Source organism: Tenacibaculum aiptasiae (genome assembly GCF_965221665.1).
Lineage (GTDB): Bacteria > Bacteroidota > Bacteroidia > Flavobacteriales > Flavobacteriaceae > Polaribacter > Polaribacter aiptasiae.
The window spans coordinates 1,305,502-1,320,960 of record NZ_CBDCSN010000002.1 but is presented as its reverse complement, the minus strand read 5'-3'; the positions used below and the strand labels follow the sequence as shown (position 1 = coordinate 1,320,960).

The following is a 15,459-nucleotide window of genomic DNA, read 5'->3' as shown; positions in this document are numbered from 1 at the left end:
TAACCTACCTTTAACCAAAACATAAATAATGAAACTTACTGCTCTTATTACTGGTGCTACATCTGGTATAGGTAAAGCAACTGCTGAGATTTTTGCTAAAAATAATATTCGATTAGTTCTTTGTGGTCGTAGAAAAAACCGACTGGATGAAATACAAAAGCAACTAAGTAACTATACTGAAGTTGCTACTTTAAATTTTGATGTTAAAGATAGAAATGAAGTACAAAAAGCAATAAATAACTTACCTCAAAACTTCCGTCAAATAGATATTTTAATTAACAATGCTGGAAATGCTCATGGGCTAAGTGCTATTCAGGATGGAAATATTGATGATTGGGATGCTATGATTGATATTAATGTAAAGGGACTACTTTACGTTACCAAAGCTATTGTACCTCAAATGGTAGAAAGAAATAGTGGTTTTATTGTTAATATTGGTTCTATTGCTGGAAAAGAAGTATATCCTAATGGAAATGTATATTGTGCTTCTAAACATGCTGTAAATGCTATTAATAAATCGATGCGTATTGATTTAAATAAGCATAACATAAGAGTTTCTGGCATTCATCCTGGAGCAGTAGAAACAGAATTTTCTGATGTACGCTTCAAGGGAGATAAAGAAAAAGCTAAAAATGTTTACAAAGGTTACAATGCTTTACAAGCTGAAGATATTGCCGATATTATTCATTTTGTAGTTACCAGACCTTATCATGTTAATATTGAAGATTTAGTAGTATATCCAACTGCACAAGCTAGTGCAACAATTTTAAATAAAAATGTCTAATTATTCAGAACTAATTGCTGGTTGTATGACTTGGGGTGTTTGGGGTAAAAATTTAAATACTCAAGAAATGAATACTTTAATTCATACGTGCCTAGAAAATAATATTACCACATTTGATCATGCTGATATTTATGGTGATTATACGACTGAAGCTGATTTTGGAAAGGCTTTTATAGAAAGTAAAGTTAACCGTAATCAAATTCAGTTAATTTCTAAATGTGGTATTCAATACGTTGGAAAAACAAGAAACAATAGGGTCAAATATTACGACTATTCAAAAGAATACATTATTTGGAGTGTAGAACAATCTCTTAAAAATTTACAAACTGAATATTTAGACTTGTTATTATTACACAGACCTAGTCCTTTAATGCAAGCTGATGAAATTTATGAAGCGATTGACCAATTAAAAAAACAAGGTAAAATTATTGACTTTGGTGTTTCTAATTTTACTCCATCACAAACTGATTTAATTAACAAGAAGAATTCTATTACAGTTAATCAAATAGAAGTATCATTGACTCAATTTTCTTCAATGTTAGATAGTAGTTTAGATCATATGCAAACACATAATATAAAACCAATGGCATGGAGTCCTTTAGGTTCTTATTTTAAAGAGCATTCAGATCAAAATGAACGAATTAAAACAGAATTAGTACATTTATGTAAAAAATATAATGCTACTGAAAGTCAATTATTATTGGCTTGGTTATATAAGCATCCTGCTAAGATTACACCTGTTATTGGAACTACTAATATTCAACGTATAAAAGAAGCTACAAAGGCACAGTTTATAAAATTAGAAACAGAAGATTGGTTTTCTTTACTTGTAGCTAGTCAAGGCCATAAAGTACCTTAAAAATGATTAATAAACGCTTACTTATTAAAAACTTATTATCTCATAACGATGAGAATAGTTTTTATGATAAAAAGCAAAAACTTTCTTTAAGTTCTAAAGAAGGAAAAGCTAAGTTTATTAAACATATCTGTGCTTTATCAAATTCTAATCCTCAAAATAACTCATACATTGTTATTGGAGTTGAAGATGAAGAAAACAAAATTGTAGGTGTTGATTTTTATGATGATAGTAAAATTCAGAATTTAGTCAATGCCTATTTAAACAATCCTCCTAAAGTTGAGTATGAAAATGTTCCGTTTCCTCGTTTACCTCGGCATAAAGTAATTGGGTTAGTAACTATTTATCCTAACGAACAGGTTACTTCTTTATCTAAAAACGCTTGGAAATATCGTAAAGGAACAGTGTTTTTTCGTAGAGGAAGTAATTCTATTCCTACAGAAAACATACTTGAGCACAAAAATGAAAATGCTCCTATTGTAGAAGCTATTGAAAAAAATGCTAGTAATAATATTCAACTTACTTTAGATGGTGTTTTTGATTTTATCAATAATCATAAACCAGAATACAATCCACAATACAAAGTTTTTAATGAACAGTTTGTTCTTTGTTGGGCAGGTAAAAAAAAGCTTATTAATAATGAAGAATTTTTAACTCGAGTAGACATCGAATTAATAAACGAACAGGTTCGTTTATTTTTTTCAGCGCTAGATGATGTACAAATAAGTTACAACGAGCAATCTTTTATTATTACCGAATATATAGTTTTAGGGATTGATAAAAGTGAAAAACGATATCCTTTAGAAAAAACCATTATTAATTTTAAAGATAATGGAAAACACGATATCGTTACCGAATTCCTATTTGAACCTCCTCAATACGATAGCATCATTATTAATCATATTTATAATAACAACAACATTATTATTAACAAAATAGAAAATAATATAGCTTTATCTGTTATAGAACATGAAGATGTTTTTAAACTTCCTACCTCCTACTTAATTTGCTATTTAAATGGTTTTTTAGATGCCCCAACTCAACTAAGAAAAGCTAAAAGTTATATTAAAAATTTAGACGATAAAACTACTTATATTAAATACAAAGAAGCTATGCGTGTTTTACGTAAAGTAAAGTATAATTAACGTTTATGTTTTAAACGTTTTTTCGAATATTTTAAAACATAAAGAATTAACAATAAAGCTACTAACACAACTACAAACATGGTATAATTCTTATTATGAGGTAAAGGACAATCATTACCTGTAATTGTAGTAACTGCCCAATAATAAGGAGAGTTTAAATTTGTGTTCTTATATTTCTTTAGATATTTCCTTTTTGCAATAGCTAAGCTTGTAGATTTTGGGTTCCCACTTTTTAAAGCTTTTAAGAAGTTTTTCAAAATTTCAGTATTATATTTCTCATTTACCTGCCATTGTGTAGACAATACACTCTTTGCTCCTGCATTTAAAAAACCTCTTGTTAAATTAAAATTTCCTTCTCCTGTTTGTAATCTACCCATTCCTGTTTCACAAGCATTTAAAACCACAAAATTTTTAGGACTATTAAGGAAAAACAATTCGTTTAAATATAATTTTTGATCGTATAAAGCAATCCAAGGAATTTGATTTTTTCCATCTGCATGACTAGAAATAAAAATTGAAGAAGCTTTTTTAAACTCTTTTATAAAATTCTCTTTTGATACTTCTTCATTAACAAACATTTTATCGTTGAAAAAAGGTTCTTTTTTTACTGTTAAAGAAGTAAAACTGTTGTTTTTAAACTTATTAACTATAAAATTGTATTGACGTTTAAAAAAAGGTGTTTGTAAAGAATTATTTAATAATGTTAACGATAATGAGTTATGGTATACTAACTCTTTTTCTTCTATCAAATACTTAAAACCACCATCTTTATTTATAAAAGGAATTAAGGCGTCGAATGAAATATTATTTAAAACACCATCAGTTACTATTGAATATTTATTATAATGCTTAAAATAAGACGCTATTTCTTTTGGAAATAGTATTTGATATAATTTATTAGATATATTCTTAAACGTGCTTAATTCTTCTTTGTATTGGATAGGTGATAAACATAATTTTTTATATCTCTTTGCTAAAGAAACTAATTCACTGTAATTTTTTAGAGGTAAAACCTTATACTTGTTTTTAGATAATACCAATATAAACCCACTATCTTTTCCTAAAATATAAGAAATAGCTAACTCATCATTTCTTAAATTCTTCTTTGCAGCTTTTATAGTAGTTATAGGAATGCTTGTTTTATACCTATAGTAGTTTATATTATTTCTTTCCAGAGTATTTAAAAAAGTAAAATACTTTTCTTTAGTTAAAAATAAACTATCCTTAAATGCGGCTTTTTGAGTGCGGTTTATTTGTTCGTTAAAATGTAATATTCGCTTTTTTAAACTGTCTTCTTTTTCAATTAAAAAATCTGAAAGATTGGCTAATTTTTTAGCAAATTGATTATTCGTATTCTCTAAAAGTAGTATTCCTTTACTTTTTTCTATATAGTAAAAAACCTCCTTCAGTTTCTTTAAACGATAACAAATTTTAACAGCATTGAGATAAAAGTCTCGTCCTTCTTCTCTCCAAAAAAGTTTAGATATTCGTTCTTTACTCGTATAATTAATCGTGTCAAATTGAGAATCTATTTTAGTTAACAATTCATAGGCTTCCTGCAAAATATGAGTATTTTGTTTTTCTTCATAAAAAGTAATTAGTGCATTCAACTTATCTAAATGATACCCCAATAGTTCTTTAAAATAAATTGTTGTAGGAAATTCATCAGAACTATTTGGAGATATTGTTTGAATAGCTTTATCATAATAATAAAAGGCTTTCTTAAATTTAGATTCTGAAAGATATACATCCCCTAAATTATTATACAAAGCACTTTTTCCTAATAGGTTTTTTGAATTTGTATACTTAAGTCCTTCATTACAGTAATATTTTGCTGAATCAGGTTTTGATTCTTTCAAAAAAGGAAGGGAAAAGTTACTATAAAAAGAGGATAAACGTGTTGAATCATCCACTTTTAATAACATTTTTTGTACTTCTTTATATGTTATAATTGATTGCTTGTAATGTTTATTACGATATAAAATACTAGCAGAGTTATAAAAAAAATCAAACGTATCTTTAAAAGTAGCATTAAAACTATCTTTTATAACTTTATTTTCTTCAGATAGTTTTTTATAAAATGAAAAAGATTTTTGGTCTTTCTTATCAATCAACAATTTCAATAAATCATTATTTACTCTGAATAATCTATCTTCTAATCCTAGTTTCTTAAATATTTTTCTTGCTCTATTCAAATAGTTACCAGCTCGCTCAAAATCACCTAAATTCGTATAAATATTTCCTTTTAATTTATAACTTTTAGCAAGCTGTTTATTAGGTTTTTCAGTATGAGAAATAACCTCATCTAAATACTTTATAGCATTTGTATAATCTTTTATTTCTTTATAAAATAAACCTAGATTAAATAGGTTTCTTTTTATTAAAGTAGTTTTTGTTGAATCTAAAGTATTTCTAATCGATTGCTCTTTTTTTAAGAAATAAATTCCTTCTTTTAATATCCATGGTGATTTTTTTCGTTCTCTCCAGAAAAAAACAACTGTTTTATAACATAACTCAGCAGCTATTTGTTGATTCTTTTCATTCTTTAATTTCTCTTTAAACACCGCTACTTTTTCAGCAGTACTAATACTTTTTAAACCTACAATACTATCAAACTCTTCTTTATTAAATTGCTGAGAATAAACCTGAAAACTAAAAGCACATACATAAATACACAAAAAACATAATTTTAATAATTGTTTATGTTTTTTGGTTGCATGCATAGGAATTGTATTTATTCATTCCTAATATACTGCTATAATTCTAAATAAGCACTGTGTTTTATCAAGTTAAGGTTTGATGAAGGAATACTATGCTGAAGTATTTCATGGTACCATTCATTTATTGACATACCTGCTTTATACAATGATGCATTAAAACCCGAAGCCTTTGCACTAGAATATGATGTTCCACTAATAAAAATAGGTCCATTATTTGAAGAGGTATAAAAAGGAATTCCTAGTCCTTTCACCCCAATATCTACTGAGTTTTCACCATAATTAGATAATGAAATACTTCCTAAAACTAAATTTGGAGGTATTGTATTATCAATTGCAGTAACTGCTAGTATATTGTTGTTTTTGTAAGAAGATGGATAATGTGGTATAGCATCATTATTTTCACCAAGGTTTCCTGCAGAAGCATTAATTAAAATATACTTTTCAATTTCATTAATATATGATTTCATTACACTTGATGGATTATTTTTCCAACCAAAACTCATATTAATTACATTAACTTTTCTTTTTATTAAATAGCTAAAACCACAGTTAATTGTAAAAAGAGAACTACTTCCATTAACATCAAAAACTTTAGCAGGAAGTATTTGAAAATTTTTAGGAGAATTGATTAATTGTTCATAAATTAAGTAGCTTACTCGAGTTCCATGACCACTATTGTCAATTGGTGAGTTATTGTTGTTAACAAAATTCCATCCAAAAATTTCGTTTCCACAGGTATCAGTCATTCCTGTACTATCGAATAAAAATGGTTTCGTAAATTTAAAATACGATGGATTAATTCCAGAATCCAATACTCCTACAACAGCATCTATTTTATCTGATGTATTTCGTTTAAAATTACCTACAGATACTTCTCGCTGCACATTCACATTAGGTTTACTTATTCCGTTTGTATCAATGGTGATCTTAAAATTAAGATCAGCTCCTTCCATATCAGTATCTGATTCCATTGACAAAACTTTTTCTTCCAAATCGGCAAAAGTTAGATTACCCGAAAAAAACCAATTTTCTAATTCCTGATCACCGCATGAACAAACTTCAAAGTTTAAAACATTATACTTTGCTCTAACAATTGATTTTTCTGTATCGCTCAATCCTTTTTTAAAACGAATTACAACTGTATTTTCTTCTTCTTGTTTATCAGCTGATCTACTTTTAGAAAGTACATTTTCATTATTAAAATTAACTTCTTCAAGTTCATTATTTTGACAACCTATTAGTATAAATATAAATAGTATGCGTTGAAAATATTTTATCATTTTCAGTTAGTATTTTTCGTGTTTGTTAGTTATTAACTCTAATTAAGCGCAGTATTAAAAATATAAAAAAATTAACTGCATGTTTTATATAAATATAAGACATACAGTTAATAAACTTAAATTTAATTATGTGCTTCTTCTGGTTTATATGCTATCCATTTTCCTGTTACTACTTTTCCTGATTCATAATTAGGATCTGGATAACATGGGTTTGAAGGAAAAACTTCAATATATCCATAATTTACACCTTTACAGCATACATACGTCCAAGTACTAAAGCTTGAACATGTTGCATTAGCTACACCTTGAAGATACTGTTTCCAATTATCAAAAGACCATTTACACCCCATCGTTGAATTGTAAAAACTATTGAAATTATCTAATTTAATTGCTGAAGCGCATGGAGAATTTCCCCCTCCATTATCTATTGGGTCTTCATCAATATCATCGTCTATAGGTGTAGGTGGATTATGTCCTCCTGGTTTATATTTTGCTGAGACAATAATTGGATTTTCTTCAGTACTACCTTTAACTTTACGAGCATTAAATAAATAATCTGGATTACTTCTCATCTCTTTATATTCTCCATAAGTTATCCATACAGTTACAGTACCTTCTCCTTCTTTATTTCCTTCCATAACTGATTTTGCATTAATGCTTTTAAAGTATCCTATTTGATCATCTCTATAATCTTCATTGGCACTCCTAGTTAAAAATTCTTCTCTAGGTTGCTCATTTACTTTAAGGGCTTCATCGTTTGAATTACAGCTAGCAAAAATTACTATAGCTATAAAAAATAAAAATTTTTTCATTGTTCGGTTAGTTTAATTATATATCTAGATTTTCTTTTTGCGTACTAGATTTAAACGCTGTTTTTTATTAAGAGTAATTTTAGCATCTTTGTTACTACTTTTTTGAAAAAAAATCTATGACAGATGAAAATCAGAATTTTATAAAGCTATTTATAGAGGGTAAACAAGAGGTTTTAGAGAAAATTTATGCCAAAAATTTTACTGGAGTAAAAAAATATATTCTGAAAAATAATGGTACAAAAGCCGATGCTTTGGATGTTTTTCAAGAAGCTTTACTGATTTTATATTCTGGACTTAAAAATGGAGATTTAAAAATTATAGCTTTTGATAGTTATTTATTTTTTACTTGTAAAAACCTATGGATTAAAAAAATAACTAAAAATAAGGTAACAGAAACCGACCTAACTACTCTTATAAGTAATGATATTGAAGACAATACGTTCGAATTAAAAGAGCGTCAATGGGAATTATTTGAAGAAAAATTTAACCTCTTAAAAGATGATTGCATTACCATATTAAAATTAATGCTACAAAAAACTCCTTACGAATCAATTTTAAAAAAACTTAATTTGCCTAACGAAAATGCTGCTAGACAAAAGGTTTTTAAGTGTAAAAAAAAGCTGTTTAAAATGATTCAAAGCGACAAAAGGTATAATGATTTGAAAGATATTTAATTATGGAGAACACTATTGAAATACAAACCGAACGTTACTTGGCCGGAGAAATGTCTTTTGAAGAAAAATTAGCTTTCGAAAAAATAATAGCTGATAATGATGACTTAAAAGAACATGTTTTCCTGAGTAAAAAATTAGTTGAAAAACATGAGTATACTAATTTTAAAAATAATTTACTCTCGGCTGAAAAGAGTTATTTACAAACTACTAGAAAAAGATACAATTACATTTATGGATCTATAGCTGCTACAATAATAGCATTGGTTGGTGTTTTCTTTTATTATCAATCTATTCCAGTCGGTTTAGATAAATTATATGCTATTCATTCTAATAAAGTAGAGATGCCTTCTTTTATCGTTCAAGGGAATAATCAACAACAAGCTCTTGAAGAAATTGAAGTTGCTTTTAAAAACGAGAACTATCAAAAAAGTTTAACCTTATGTAATCTTCAATTAAACACTTCTTTTAAGCCCAATCCTAACGTTCTAATTTATAAAGGAATTTCTTTATTAAAATTGCATAATGAAAAAGAAGCTTTAATCACTTTCAATAAATTAAAACAAAGCGATGCTATTGATGCCAGTAAAGGAAACTGGTATGAAGCCATAACCTACATGAAATTAAATAATAAACCCGCTCTAAAAAAAGCTTTAGAAACCATTATTAAAAACCCAACAAATTATAACTATAAGAAAGCTAGAAAAATTTTAAATTCTTTAGATTAATGACTCTTATACAAAACTTAATTTAGAAAATTGTGTATTTAAAATTTGTGTATCATCCACTTGCAACCATTTATCTAAAAGTGTAGCATAAATTTCTCTAAAGTCTATTTCATATTTTAAATCACCATTAGTATCTAAATTTTGTAAATCAGGCAGTCCATTATATAAGCCTTGCTTTTTTAAATGTTTTCCTATTATAAAAACATTATTAGCTGTTCCATGATCTGTTCCATTTGCTGCATTTTGTTGCACTCTCCTACCAAATTCTGAAAACGTAATTATCAACACATCGTCCAACTTATTATTTTTCTCTAAATCATTTACAAAAACCTCCATACTATTAGCATATAAATCTAATAAACGAGCTTGTCTATTTACCTGATTTGCATGTGTATCAAAACCACTTAAGGCTGCATAATATATTTGTGTTTCTAGTCCTGAATTAATAAACTCTGCAATTGTTTTTAATTGTTTTCCAAAAACATTTTTTGGATAACTTGCTTTAGATATTGTAGTCTTACTTTTTTCATGAATATATTTTACCGAAGATTTAGCATCTATCATTGTGTTATATAAATACCCCAAGTTATGCTCACTTAAATGTGTATCATTATAATTATTTAAAATTTCGGTAAAAAAAGGCTGTTTAAGCGACTGATATAAAAGTTTGGGGTTAGTTACTGCCAAACCATTTTGCAAATCTCCTTTTAGCATTAAAGAGAGACTTTCGTCTACTTCAATGGCCTTATATGGTTTTGAATTGGTTGTATCTAAAAAGCGTCCTATCCAACCACTTTGTAAATATTCATTACTATCGCTTGCTGTTTGCCAAATATCAGTAGATCTAAAGTGTGAACGGTTTGGATTTGGATATCCTACATTGTTTATAATGCTCAAATAACCTTTATCGTATAATTTTTGAAGTGGTGCTAAGCTTTTATGTAAACCAACCTCATCATTCAACCTTAATAAATTGTTTTTAGGTATGGAAATTCCGTTTCTTTTTTGATAATAAATATCATTTCTAAAAGGCACAACGGTATTTAATCCATCATTTCCTCCTTTTAATTGAACGATTACTATTTTTTTATTACTAAACAGCTGTTGTGCTTGTTGCTCAAATGCTTTTACAAACTGAGGTACAAAAAATAATCCACCACTTGCTAATGAAGTTCTTTTTATAAAATTTCTTCTATCCATCTCTTCTCTTTTTTAACATAATTGATATTCTGGTAACGACATTAACTGTACGCAAAAATCTTGCTTAGATACTAACTCACTATTTTCTAAAACTTCTAATGTTCCTTTATTTATTGGACTTATAAGAATTTGTTTAATTAATTCTTTATTTGATTGTGTTGGAAAACTATTTTCAAAAGAGGTCCAATTTGGTATTGCTTTTATAAAAGTTCTTCTTCTTAATCTTTTCTCACTAAAACTTCTCACCTCATCTTCTAAATCCCCTTTATCTGAATACGTTATTTCTGCATTATTTAACAATACGGATGGTAATCTTAATCGAGTAACTATGGTATTACTATCTATCCATGTTTTTCCTCCCTTCCACCCTGCTACATTAGGCGGTCTCAATAAAATTTGCCCTAATAACTTCTGAATTAACAAACTGTGTTTGTTTTTTTCAATAGTAAATGGAACTACTGTATGTAATCCTACTAAAAATTCAATGGGTGACTTTATCTTGGTTCCTATATTTTCTTCTTCATAAAACCATTCGGAAGTCAATACAAAAAACATTAACTCTTCAATATTATAATTTGGATAAAATACCGAAACCATTTTATTAACATGTTCAGAATTAAGATTATCATTAACAAAATAGCGATAGATTTTTTCGCAAATAAATTGCGAGCACTCCTTCTGTTTTAGAATAATATCTATGATATCGTCTCCATCAAAATTTCCTGTATGTCCTAAAAATGTTTTTTCTCCTTCATCATGTTGGCGTCTACGTATTTTAAACTCACCAAAAAAATTATGATTATAACCAGTAAATGCTCTTGCACTTTCTTGTATATCTTTTTCAGTATACTTTCCTTGTCCTAAAGTAAAAAGCTCCATCAGTTCTCTTGCAAAGTTTTCATTTGGACTTTTCCTTTTGTTCTGTTTATTGTTTAAGTATTTTAACATAGCTGGCTCTTTTGAAATTACTTTAACAAAAGTTCTAAAATTGCCTAATGCATGGGTTCGCAATGCATTGTTATATTGCTTAGCAAACAGCACGTTTTTATCTTCACATACAAAATGATTGCTCCAAAAAAGCGTCATTTTTTCTCGTAACAATTCTTTTGGATTATACAATCTATCTAACCAAGCTTTATTTAATTCGATAATCTTTTTTCTACTCATTTTCATGAGTTCCCTTCGTTTCTTTTTATTTTTAAAATCTTCTCTCGTAAGGTTAGAAATAAAAGAAGTATCTATTTCTAAAGGGCTAATTTTTTCAGACTTTTCAAATAAAGTTTTTATAATTTCTTTTTTGGATTTGTTCTTATATTCTTCTAATTCTACAGAAGTAATTCCAAAACCAATTCTATTATGTAAATGTTGTATATGCCTTGCTTCCATATTATTTTGACCTTGTTTTAAATAAAAGGTTTAAAACTTAATTTTTCAAAAATCAATTTTCATTTTATTGTGAAGAATAAATCCTCTGTTAAAACCTTAAAAACACAACTACATAATTTACAATAAGTTAAACTTTAAACGATTCTTAATTTTAAGAGCATTTTAAGAACAAGTATTAAAAATATGTTAACTATTAATTTTTACTGAAACGTTTTTTTTTTTAGGGCGTCTATTAGTCGTAATCCTAATCTAAAAAACTCAACATCATGAAAAAATTAATCTTTACTGCATTCGCTATCGTACTATCTTTTGGAACTATCACTGCTTCTGATTTACATAAACCTACAATTGAAAATTCTACTGAATTATCTATTGATAATATTGATAAACCAAAGGTTAGCACTTTTTGTAGATTAATTATGGCAGGAAACTTTGACGCCGTAAAAGCTATGATTGAAAATGGAACTAACATTAATAGAAAATCTATGGGATTAACTCCATTAATGTATGCAGCTAGATACAATAAAGTAAATATTGTAAAATTATTAATTAAAAAAGGAGCTAAACTAAAGACAAAATCTGAAAGAGGTGAATTTACTGCACTTCAATATGCTAAAATGTCTAAAGCACATGATGCTTACAAAGTAATTAAAGAAGCTATGGACAAATAGGAAAGAAAAAAATAACTATCTCAAAATAAAAAGTCACATCTTAACGATGTGACTTTTTTAATTTATCTCTAGATAAATATCTATTATAAATCGAACTTAATTCCTTGTGCTAATGGTAACTCATCAGAATAGTTAACCGTATTCGTTTGTCTTCTCATATAAACTTTCCAAGAATCAGAACCAGACTCACGTCCACCTCCAGTTTCTTTCTCTCCACCAAATGCACCGCCAATTTCAGCTCCTGAAGTACCAATATTTACATTTGCAATACCACAATCTGATCCAGCAAATGATAAGAATCTTTCAGCTTCTTTCATTTCACTTGTCATAATAGATGATGATAATCCTTGCGCTACACCATTTTGTAATTCAATCGCATTTTCTACATCTCCTGAATACTTCATTAAATATAAGATTGGAGCAAATGTTTCGTGCTGAACGATTTCAAAGTGGTTTTCTGCCTCAATAATTGCTGGCTTAACATAACATCCACTTTCGTATCCTTCTCCATCTAAAACGCCTCCTTCTACTAATACTTTTCCTCCTTCAGCTTTTGCCTTTTCAATAGCAGCTAAATAAGTATTTACAGCATCTTTATCAATTAATGGTCCAACGTGATTATTTTCATCTAATGGATTTCCAATTCTAATTTGTCCATAAGCTCCAACAATAGCATCTCTTACTTTATCATATACAGATTCGTGGATAATTAATCTACGAGTAGATGTACAACGTTGACCACAAGTACCTACTGCTCCAAACACTGCTCCTGGAACAACTACTTTTAAATCGGCAGTTGGAGTAATGATAATTGCGTTGTTTCCTCCTAATTCTAATAATGATTTACCAAAACGCTCAGCAACCTTAGCTCCAACAATACGTCCCATTCTAGTAGAACCAGTTGCAGATACTAAAGGAATACGAGTATCTTCAGTAATATATTCACCTACTTTGTAATCTCCATTAACAATACAAGAAATTCCTTCTGGTAAGTTATTATCTTTTAATACTCCAGCAATAATGTTTTGACATGCAACTGAACATAAAGGAGCTTTTTCAGAACCTTTCCATACACATACGTTACCACAAATCCACGCTAAAGCTGTATTCCATGACCAAACAGCAACTGGGAAGTTAAAAGCAGAAATAATACCAACTACTCCTAATGGGTGCCATTGCTCTCTCATTACGTGTCCTGGTCTTTCTGATGGAATTACTTGTCCATTTAATTGACGTGATAATCCTACAGCAAAATCACAGATATCAATCATTTCTTGTACTTCTCCTAAACCTTCTTGATAAGATTTACCCATCTCATAAGAAACTAATTTACCTAATGGCTCTTTTAACTCTCTTAATTTATTTCCAAATTGACGAACAATTTCTCCTCTTTGTGGAGCTGGCATTGCTCTAAAAGTTTTAAAAGCTGATGTTGCAGCATCCATTACTTTATCGTAATCTTCTCTAGTACTAGCTTTTACTTTTCCTATTAATTTTCCATCAACTGGTGAGTAACTTTCAATAATTTCTCCATTTGAGAAATTTACTGAACCTGTTGACGTTCCATCATTTATATCTTTTAAGCCTAATTGAGCTAAAGCTTCCTTGATACCAAAATCTGCCATTTTTATTGTAATTTTAGTTGTTTTAAATTTATTTGTCAAAACTACAAATAATTTTACATTTATATAAATCAAACAAAACCTTTAGTTTCTGTTTAATATTAAACAAAAAACAAATGAAAAAAACATTTTTTCTATTTACTCTTAGTATCTTAATTCTTAGTTGTAACAAGCAAAAAGAGTCTTCTAAGCCTCAAAAAACAAATGAATTTGCAATTATTATTCATGGTGGAGCTGGTACTATTTTAAAAAAGAATATGACTCCTGAAAAAGAAGCTGCCTATAAAGCTAAACTAAAGGAAGCCATTACAACGGGGCATAACATTTTGAAAAGTGGTGGAACAAGTATAGATGCTGTTGAAAAAACAATTCATATTATGGAAAACTCTCCTCTTTTTAATGCTGGTAAAGGAGCCGTTTTTACACATAATGAAACAAATGAAATGGATGCTTCCATTATGAATGGAAACAACTTAAATGCTGGTGCAGTAGCTGGTGTTAATGATGTAAAAAACCCTATTTCTGCTGCTAGAAAAGTAATGACTAATTCAAATCATGTTTTACTTTCTGGTAAAGGAGCTTCTATTTTTGCTAAAGAACAAGGGTTAGAAATTGTAGAACCTAGTTACTTTTTTACTGAAAATAGATTTAAATCTCTTCAAAAAATAAAAGAAAAAGAAAAAACAGCATTAGATCATGATACCAAATCTGCTTTTTATGATCCAGAAATTAAAGATAGTAAGTTTGGAACCGTAGGCTGTGTTGCTCTTGATAAAAATGGAAACATTACTGCTGGTACTTCAACAGGTGGGATGACTAATAAACGTTGGAATAGAATTGGTGATTCTCCAATTATAGGTTCTGGTACCTATGCTAATAACAAAACTTGTGGTGTTTCATCTACTGGTTGGGGAGAATATTTTATTAGAGCTCAAGTTGCTTACGATATTTCTGCTCAAATGGAATATCAAAATAAATCTTTAAAAGAAGCTACCAAAGATGTAATTCAAAATAAACTTACTAAACTTGGTGGAACTGGCGGTGTTGTTGCCTTAGATAAAAATGGAAATATGTCTTTTGAATTTAATACTGCAGGAATGTATAGAGCTTCAATGGATGATAAAGGTAAACTTATTATAAAAATTTATAATAATTAAAAAAGAGGTTTAAAAACCTCTTTTTTAATTTACTACTGGAACTACTTTTTCTTCAAAAATATCTTCTCCATTATTATCTTTTCCTTTCCAAAATTTAAATACATAATCTTCTTTTTGTGCTATTTGAACAGGAAATTTTAATTCTCTTTCAATTGTTGCTTGCGAACAATTACTCTGTAATGTTTCTACTGATCTAATGGCTACTATCCTTGTTGTATCTTTGTATTGATAATATAAGCTATGGAAGCTATGACATGCATTTGGTAAATCATAAACAACTTTCACTGTATCAATATCACCAAATTTAAAACTTGCTGGTACTGTAGCGTCTTTAATTGTAAGTAATTTAAATTGATAGTCTGGGTCATTTGCACTACATGATGCTATCATTATAGTTAAAATAATTAATGTTAGTTTTTTCATTGTT

General features: G+C 28.4%; 14 protein-coding genes. 7 read left to right on the top strand and 7 right to left on the bottom strand.

The window, feature by feature from the left end:
• The first annotated feature begins 28 nt into the window (after positions 1–28).
• The 3 genes from ACOQN8_RS06340 to ACOQN8_RS06330 are packed head-to-tail and all read left to right on the top strand — an operon-like array spanning position 29 to position 2,785.
• Complete coding sequence (locus tag ACOQN8_RS06340) at positions 29–784, top strand: SDR family NAD(P)-dependent oxidoreductase (RefSeq protein WP_420552049.1); 756 nt, start codon at positions 29–31, stop codon at positions 782–784.
• The gene (locus ACOQN8_RS06335) at positions 777–1,643 is read left to right on the top strand and encodes an aldo/keto reductase (RefSeq protein WP_420552048.1); all 867 of its coding nucleotides are present in this window, start codon (positions 777–779) and stop codon (positions 1,641–1,643) included. The genes ACOQN8_RS06340 and ACOQN8_RS06335 overlap by 8 nt, the downstream gene beginning before the upstream one ends.
• Positions 1,644–1,645: 2 nt before the next feature.
• Positions 1,646–2,785, top strand: coding sequence for an ATP-binding protein (locus ACOQN8_RS06330; protein WP_420552047.1), 1,140 nt, complete (start codon positions 1,646–1,648; stop codon positions 2,783–2,785).
• Here ACOQN8_RS06330 and ACOQN8_RS06325 read toward each other — a convergent pair.
• The 3 genes from ACOQN8_RS06325 to ACOQN8_RS06315 form a co-directional block, all read right to left on the bottom strand.
• A complete protein-coding gene (locus ACOQN8_RS06325; RefSeq protein ID WP_420552046.1) occupies positions 2,782–5,508 on the bottom strand; it encodes a CHAT domain-containing protein in 2,727 nt (908 codons plus the stop codon). The two genes, ACOQN8_RS06330 and ACOQN8_RS06325, sit on opposite strands and share 4 nt — an antisense overlap.
• Before the next feature lie 32 nt (positions 5,509–5,540).
• Positions 5,541–6,785, bottom strand: coding sequence for a S8 family serine peptidase (locus tag ACOQN8_RS06320; protein WP_420552045.1), 1,245 nt, complete (start codon positions 6,783–6,785; stop codon positions 5,541–5,543).
• 122 nt (positions 6,786–6,907) lie between these two features.
• A complete protein-coding gene (locus ACOQN8_RS06315) occupies positions 6,908–7,597 on the bottom strand; it encodes a hypothetical protein (protein WP_420552044.1) in 690 nt (229 codons plus the stop codon).
• Positions 7,598–7,713: 116 nt separating this feature from the next.
• Between ACOQN8_RS06315 and ACOQN8_RS06310 the strand changes: the two genes are divergently transcribed.
• Both ACOQN8_RS06310 and ACOQN8_RS06305 read left to right on the top strand, forming a co-directional pair.
• A complete protein-coding gene (locus ACOQN8_RS06310) occupies positions 7,714–8,271 on the top strand; it encodes an RNA polymerase sigma factor (protein ID WP_420552043.1) in 558 nt (185 codons plus the stop codon).
• Positions 8,272–8,273: 2 nt separating this feature from the next.
• Positions 8,274–8,996, top strand: a complete 723-nt coding sequence (locus ACOQN8_RS06305; protein ID WP_420552042.1) for a hypothetical protein — start codon at positions 8,274–8,276, stop codon at positions 8,994–8,996.
• Positions 8,997–9,002: 6 nt separating this feature from the next.
• Here the strand turns inward: ACOQN8_RS06305 and ACOQN8_RS06300 are convergent, their stop codons facing one another.
• Both ACOQN8_RS06300 and ACOQN8_RS06295 read right to left on the bottom strand, forming a co-directional pair.
• Complete coding sequence (locus tag ACOQN8_RS06300) at positions 9,003–10,196, bottom strand: DUF1501 domain-containing protein (RefSeq protein ID WP_420552041.1); 1,194 nt, start codon at positions 10,194–10,196, stop codon at positions 9,003–9,005.
• A gap of 12 nt (positions 10,197–10,208) precedes the next feature.
• Entirely contained in the window at positions 10,209–11,582 is a 1,374-nt protein-coding gene (locus tag ACOQN8_RS06295) for a DUF1800 domain-containing protein (protein ID WP_420552040.1), read from the bottom strand.
• Between the two features lie 266 nt (positions 11,583–11,848).
• On the opposite strand from ACOQN8_RS06295, the gene ACOQN8_RS06290 reads away from it, so the two are divergent.
• Positions 11,849–12,253 carry an ankyrin repeat domain-containing protein gene (locus ACOQN8_RS06290; protein WP_272150977.1) on the top strand — a complete coding sequence of 135 codons (405 nt, stop codon included), beginning with the start codon at positions 11,849–11,851 and terminating at the stop codon, positions 12,251–12,253.
• Between the two features lie 83 nt (positions 12,254–12,336).
• Here ACOQN8_RS06290 and amaB read toward each other — a convergent pair whose 3' ends face one another.
• The gene (gene amaB, locus ACOQN8_RS06285; RefSeq protein WP_420552039.1) at positions 12,337–13,878 is read right to left on the bottom strand and encodes an L-piperidine-6-carboxylate dehydrogenase; all 1,542 of its coding nucleotides are present in this window, start codon (positions 13,876–13,878) and stop codon (positions 12,337–12,339) included.
• 113 nt (positions 13,879–13,991) lie between these two features.
• On the opposite strand from amaB, the gene ACOQN8_RS06280 reads away from it, so the two are divergent.
• Positions 13,992–15,032 (top strand): isoaspartyl peptidase/L-asparaginase family protein, encoded by a 1,041-nt coding sequence (locus ACOQN8_RS06280; RefSeq protein ID WP_420552038.1) that lies wholly within the window; start codon positions 13,992–13,994, stop codon positions 15,030–15,032.
• Positions 15,033–15,056: 24 nt separating this feature from the next.
• Here the strand turns inward: ACOQN8_RS06280 and ACOQN8_RS06275 are convergent, their stop codons facing one another.
• A complete protein-coding gene (locus ACOQN8_RS06275) occupies positions 15,057–15,455 on the bottom strand; it encodes a hypothetical protein (RefSeq protein ID WP_272150980.1) in 399 nt (132 codons plus the stop codon).
• Positions 15,456–15,459: the final 4 nt, after the last annotated feature.

Coding starts and splice junctions, on each gene's coding strand:
- ACOQN8_RS06300 (WP_420552041.1), bottom strand. CDS start 10,196: ATGGATAGAAGAAATTTTATAAAAAGAACTTCATTAGCAAGTGGTGGA.
- ACOQN8_RS06315 (WP_420552044.1), bottom strand. CDS start 7,597: ATGAAAAAATTTTTATTTTTTATAGCTATAGTAATTTTTGCTAGCTGT.
- ACOQN8_RS06295 (WP_420552040.1), bottom strand. CDS start 11,582: ATGGAAGCAAGGCATATACAACATTTACATAATAGAATTGGTTTTGGA.
- ACOQN8_RS06280 (WP_420552038.1), top strand. CDS start 13,992: ATGAAAAAAACATTTTTTCTATTTACTCTTAGTATCTTAATTCTTAGT.
- ACOQN8_RS06290 (WP_272150977.1), top strand. CDS start 11,849: ATGAAAAAATTAATCTTTACTGCATTCGCTATCGTACTATCTTTTGGA.
- ACOQN8_RS06325 (WP_420552046.1), bottom strand. CDS start 5,508: ATGCATGCAACCAAAAAACATAAACAATTATTAAAATTATGTTTTTTG.
- ACOQN8_RS06335 (WP_420552048.1), top strand. CDS start 777: ATGTCTAATTATTCAGAACTAATTGCTGGTTGTATGACTTGGGGTGTT.
- ACOQN8_RS06310 (WP_420552043.1), top strand. CDS start 7,714: ATGACAGATGAAAATCAGAATTTTATAAAGCTATTTATAGAGGGTAAA.
- amaB (WP_420552039.1), bottom strand. CDS start 13,878: ATGGCAGATTTTGGTATCAAGGAAGCTTTAGCTCAATTAGGCTTAAAA.
- ACOQN8_RS06330 (WP_420552047.1), top strand. CDS start 1,646: ATGATTAATAAACGCTTACTTATTAAAAACTTATTATCTCATAACGAT.
- ACOQN8_RS06305 (WP_420552042.1), top strand. CDS start 8,274: ATGGAGAACACTATTGAAATACAAACCGAACGTTACTTGGCCGGAGAA.
- ACOQN8_RS06275 (WP_272150980.1), bottom strand. CDS start 15,455: ATGAAAAAACTAACATTAATTATTTTAACTATAATGATAGCATCATGT.
- ACOQN8_RS06320 (WP_420552045.1), bottom strand. CDS start 6,785: ATGATAAAATATTTTCAACGCATACTATTTATATTTATACTAATAGGT.
- ACOQN8_RS06340 (WP_420552049.1), top strand. CDS start 29: ATGAAACTTACTGCTCTTATTACTGGTGCTACATCTGGTATAGGTAAA.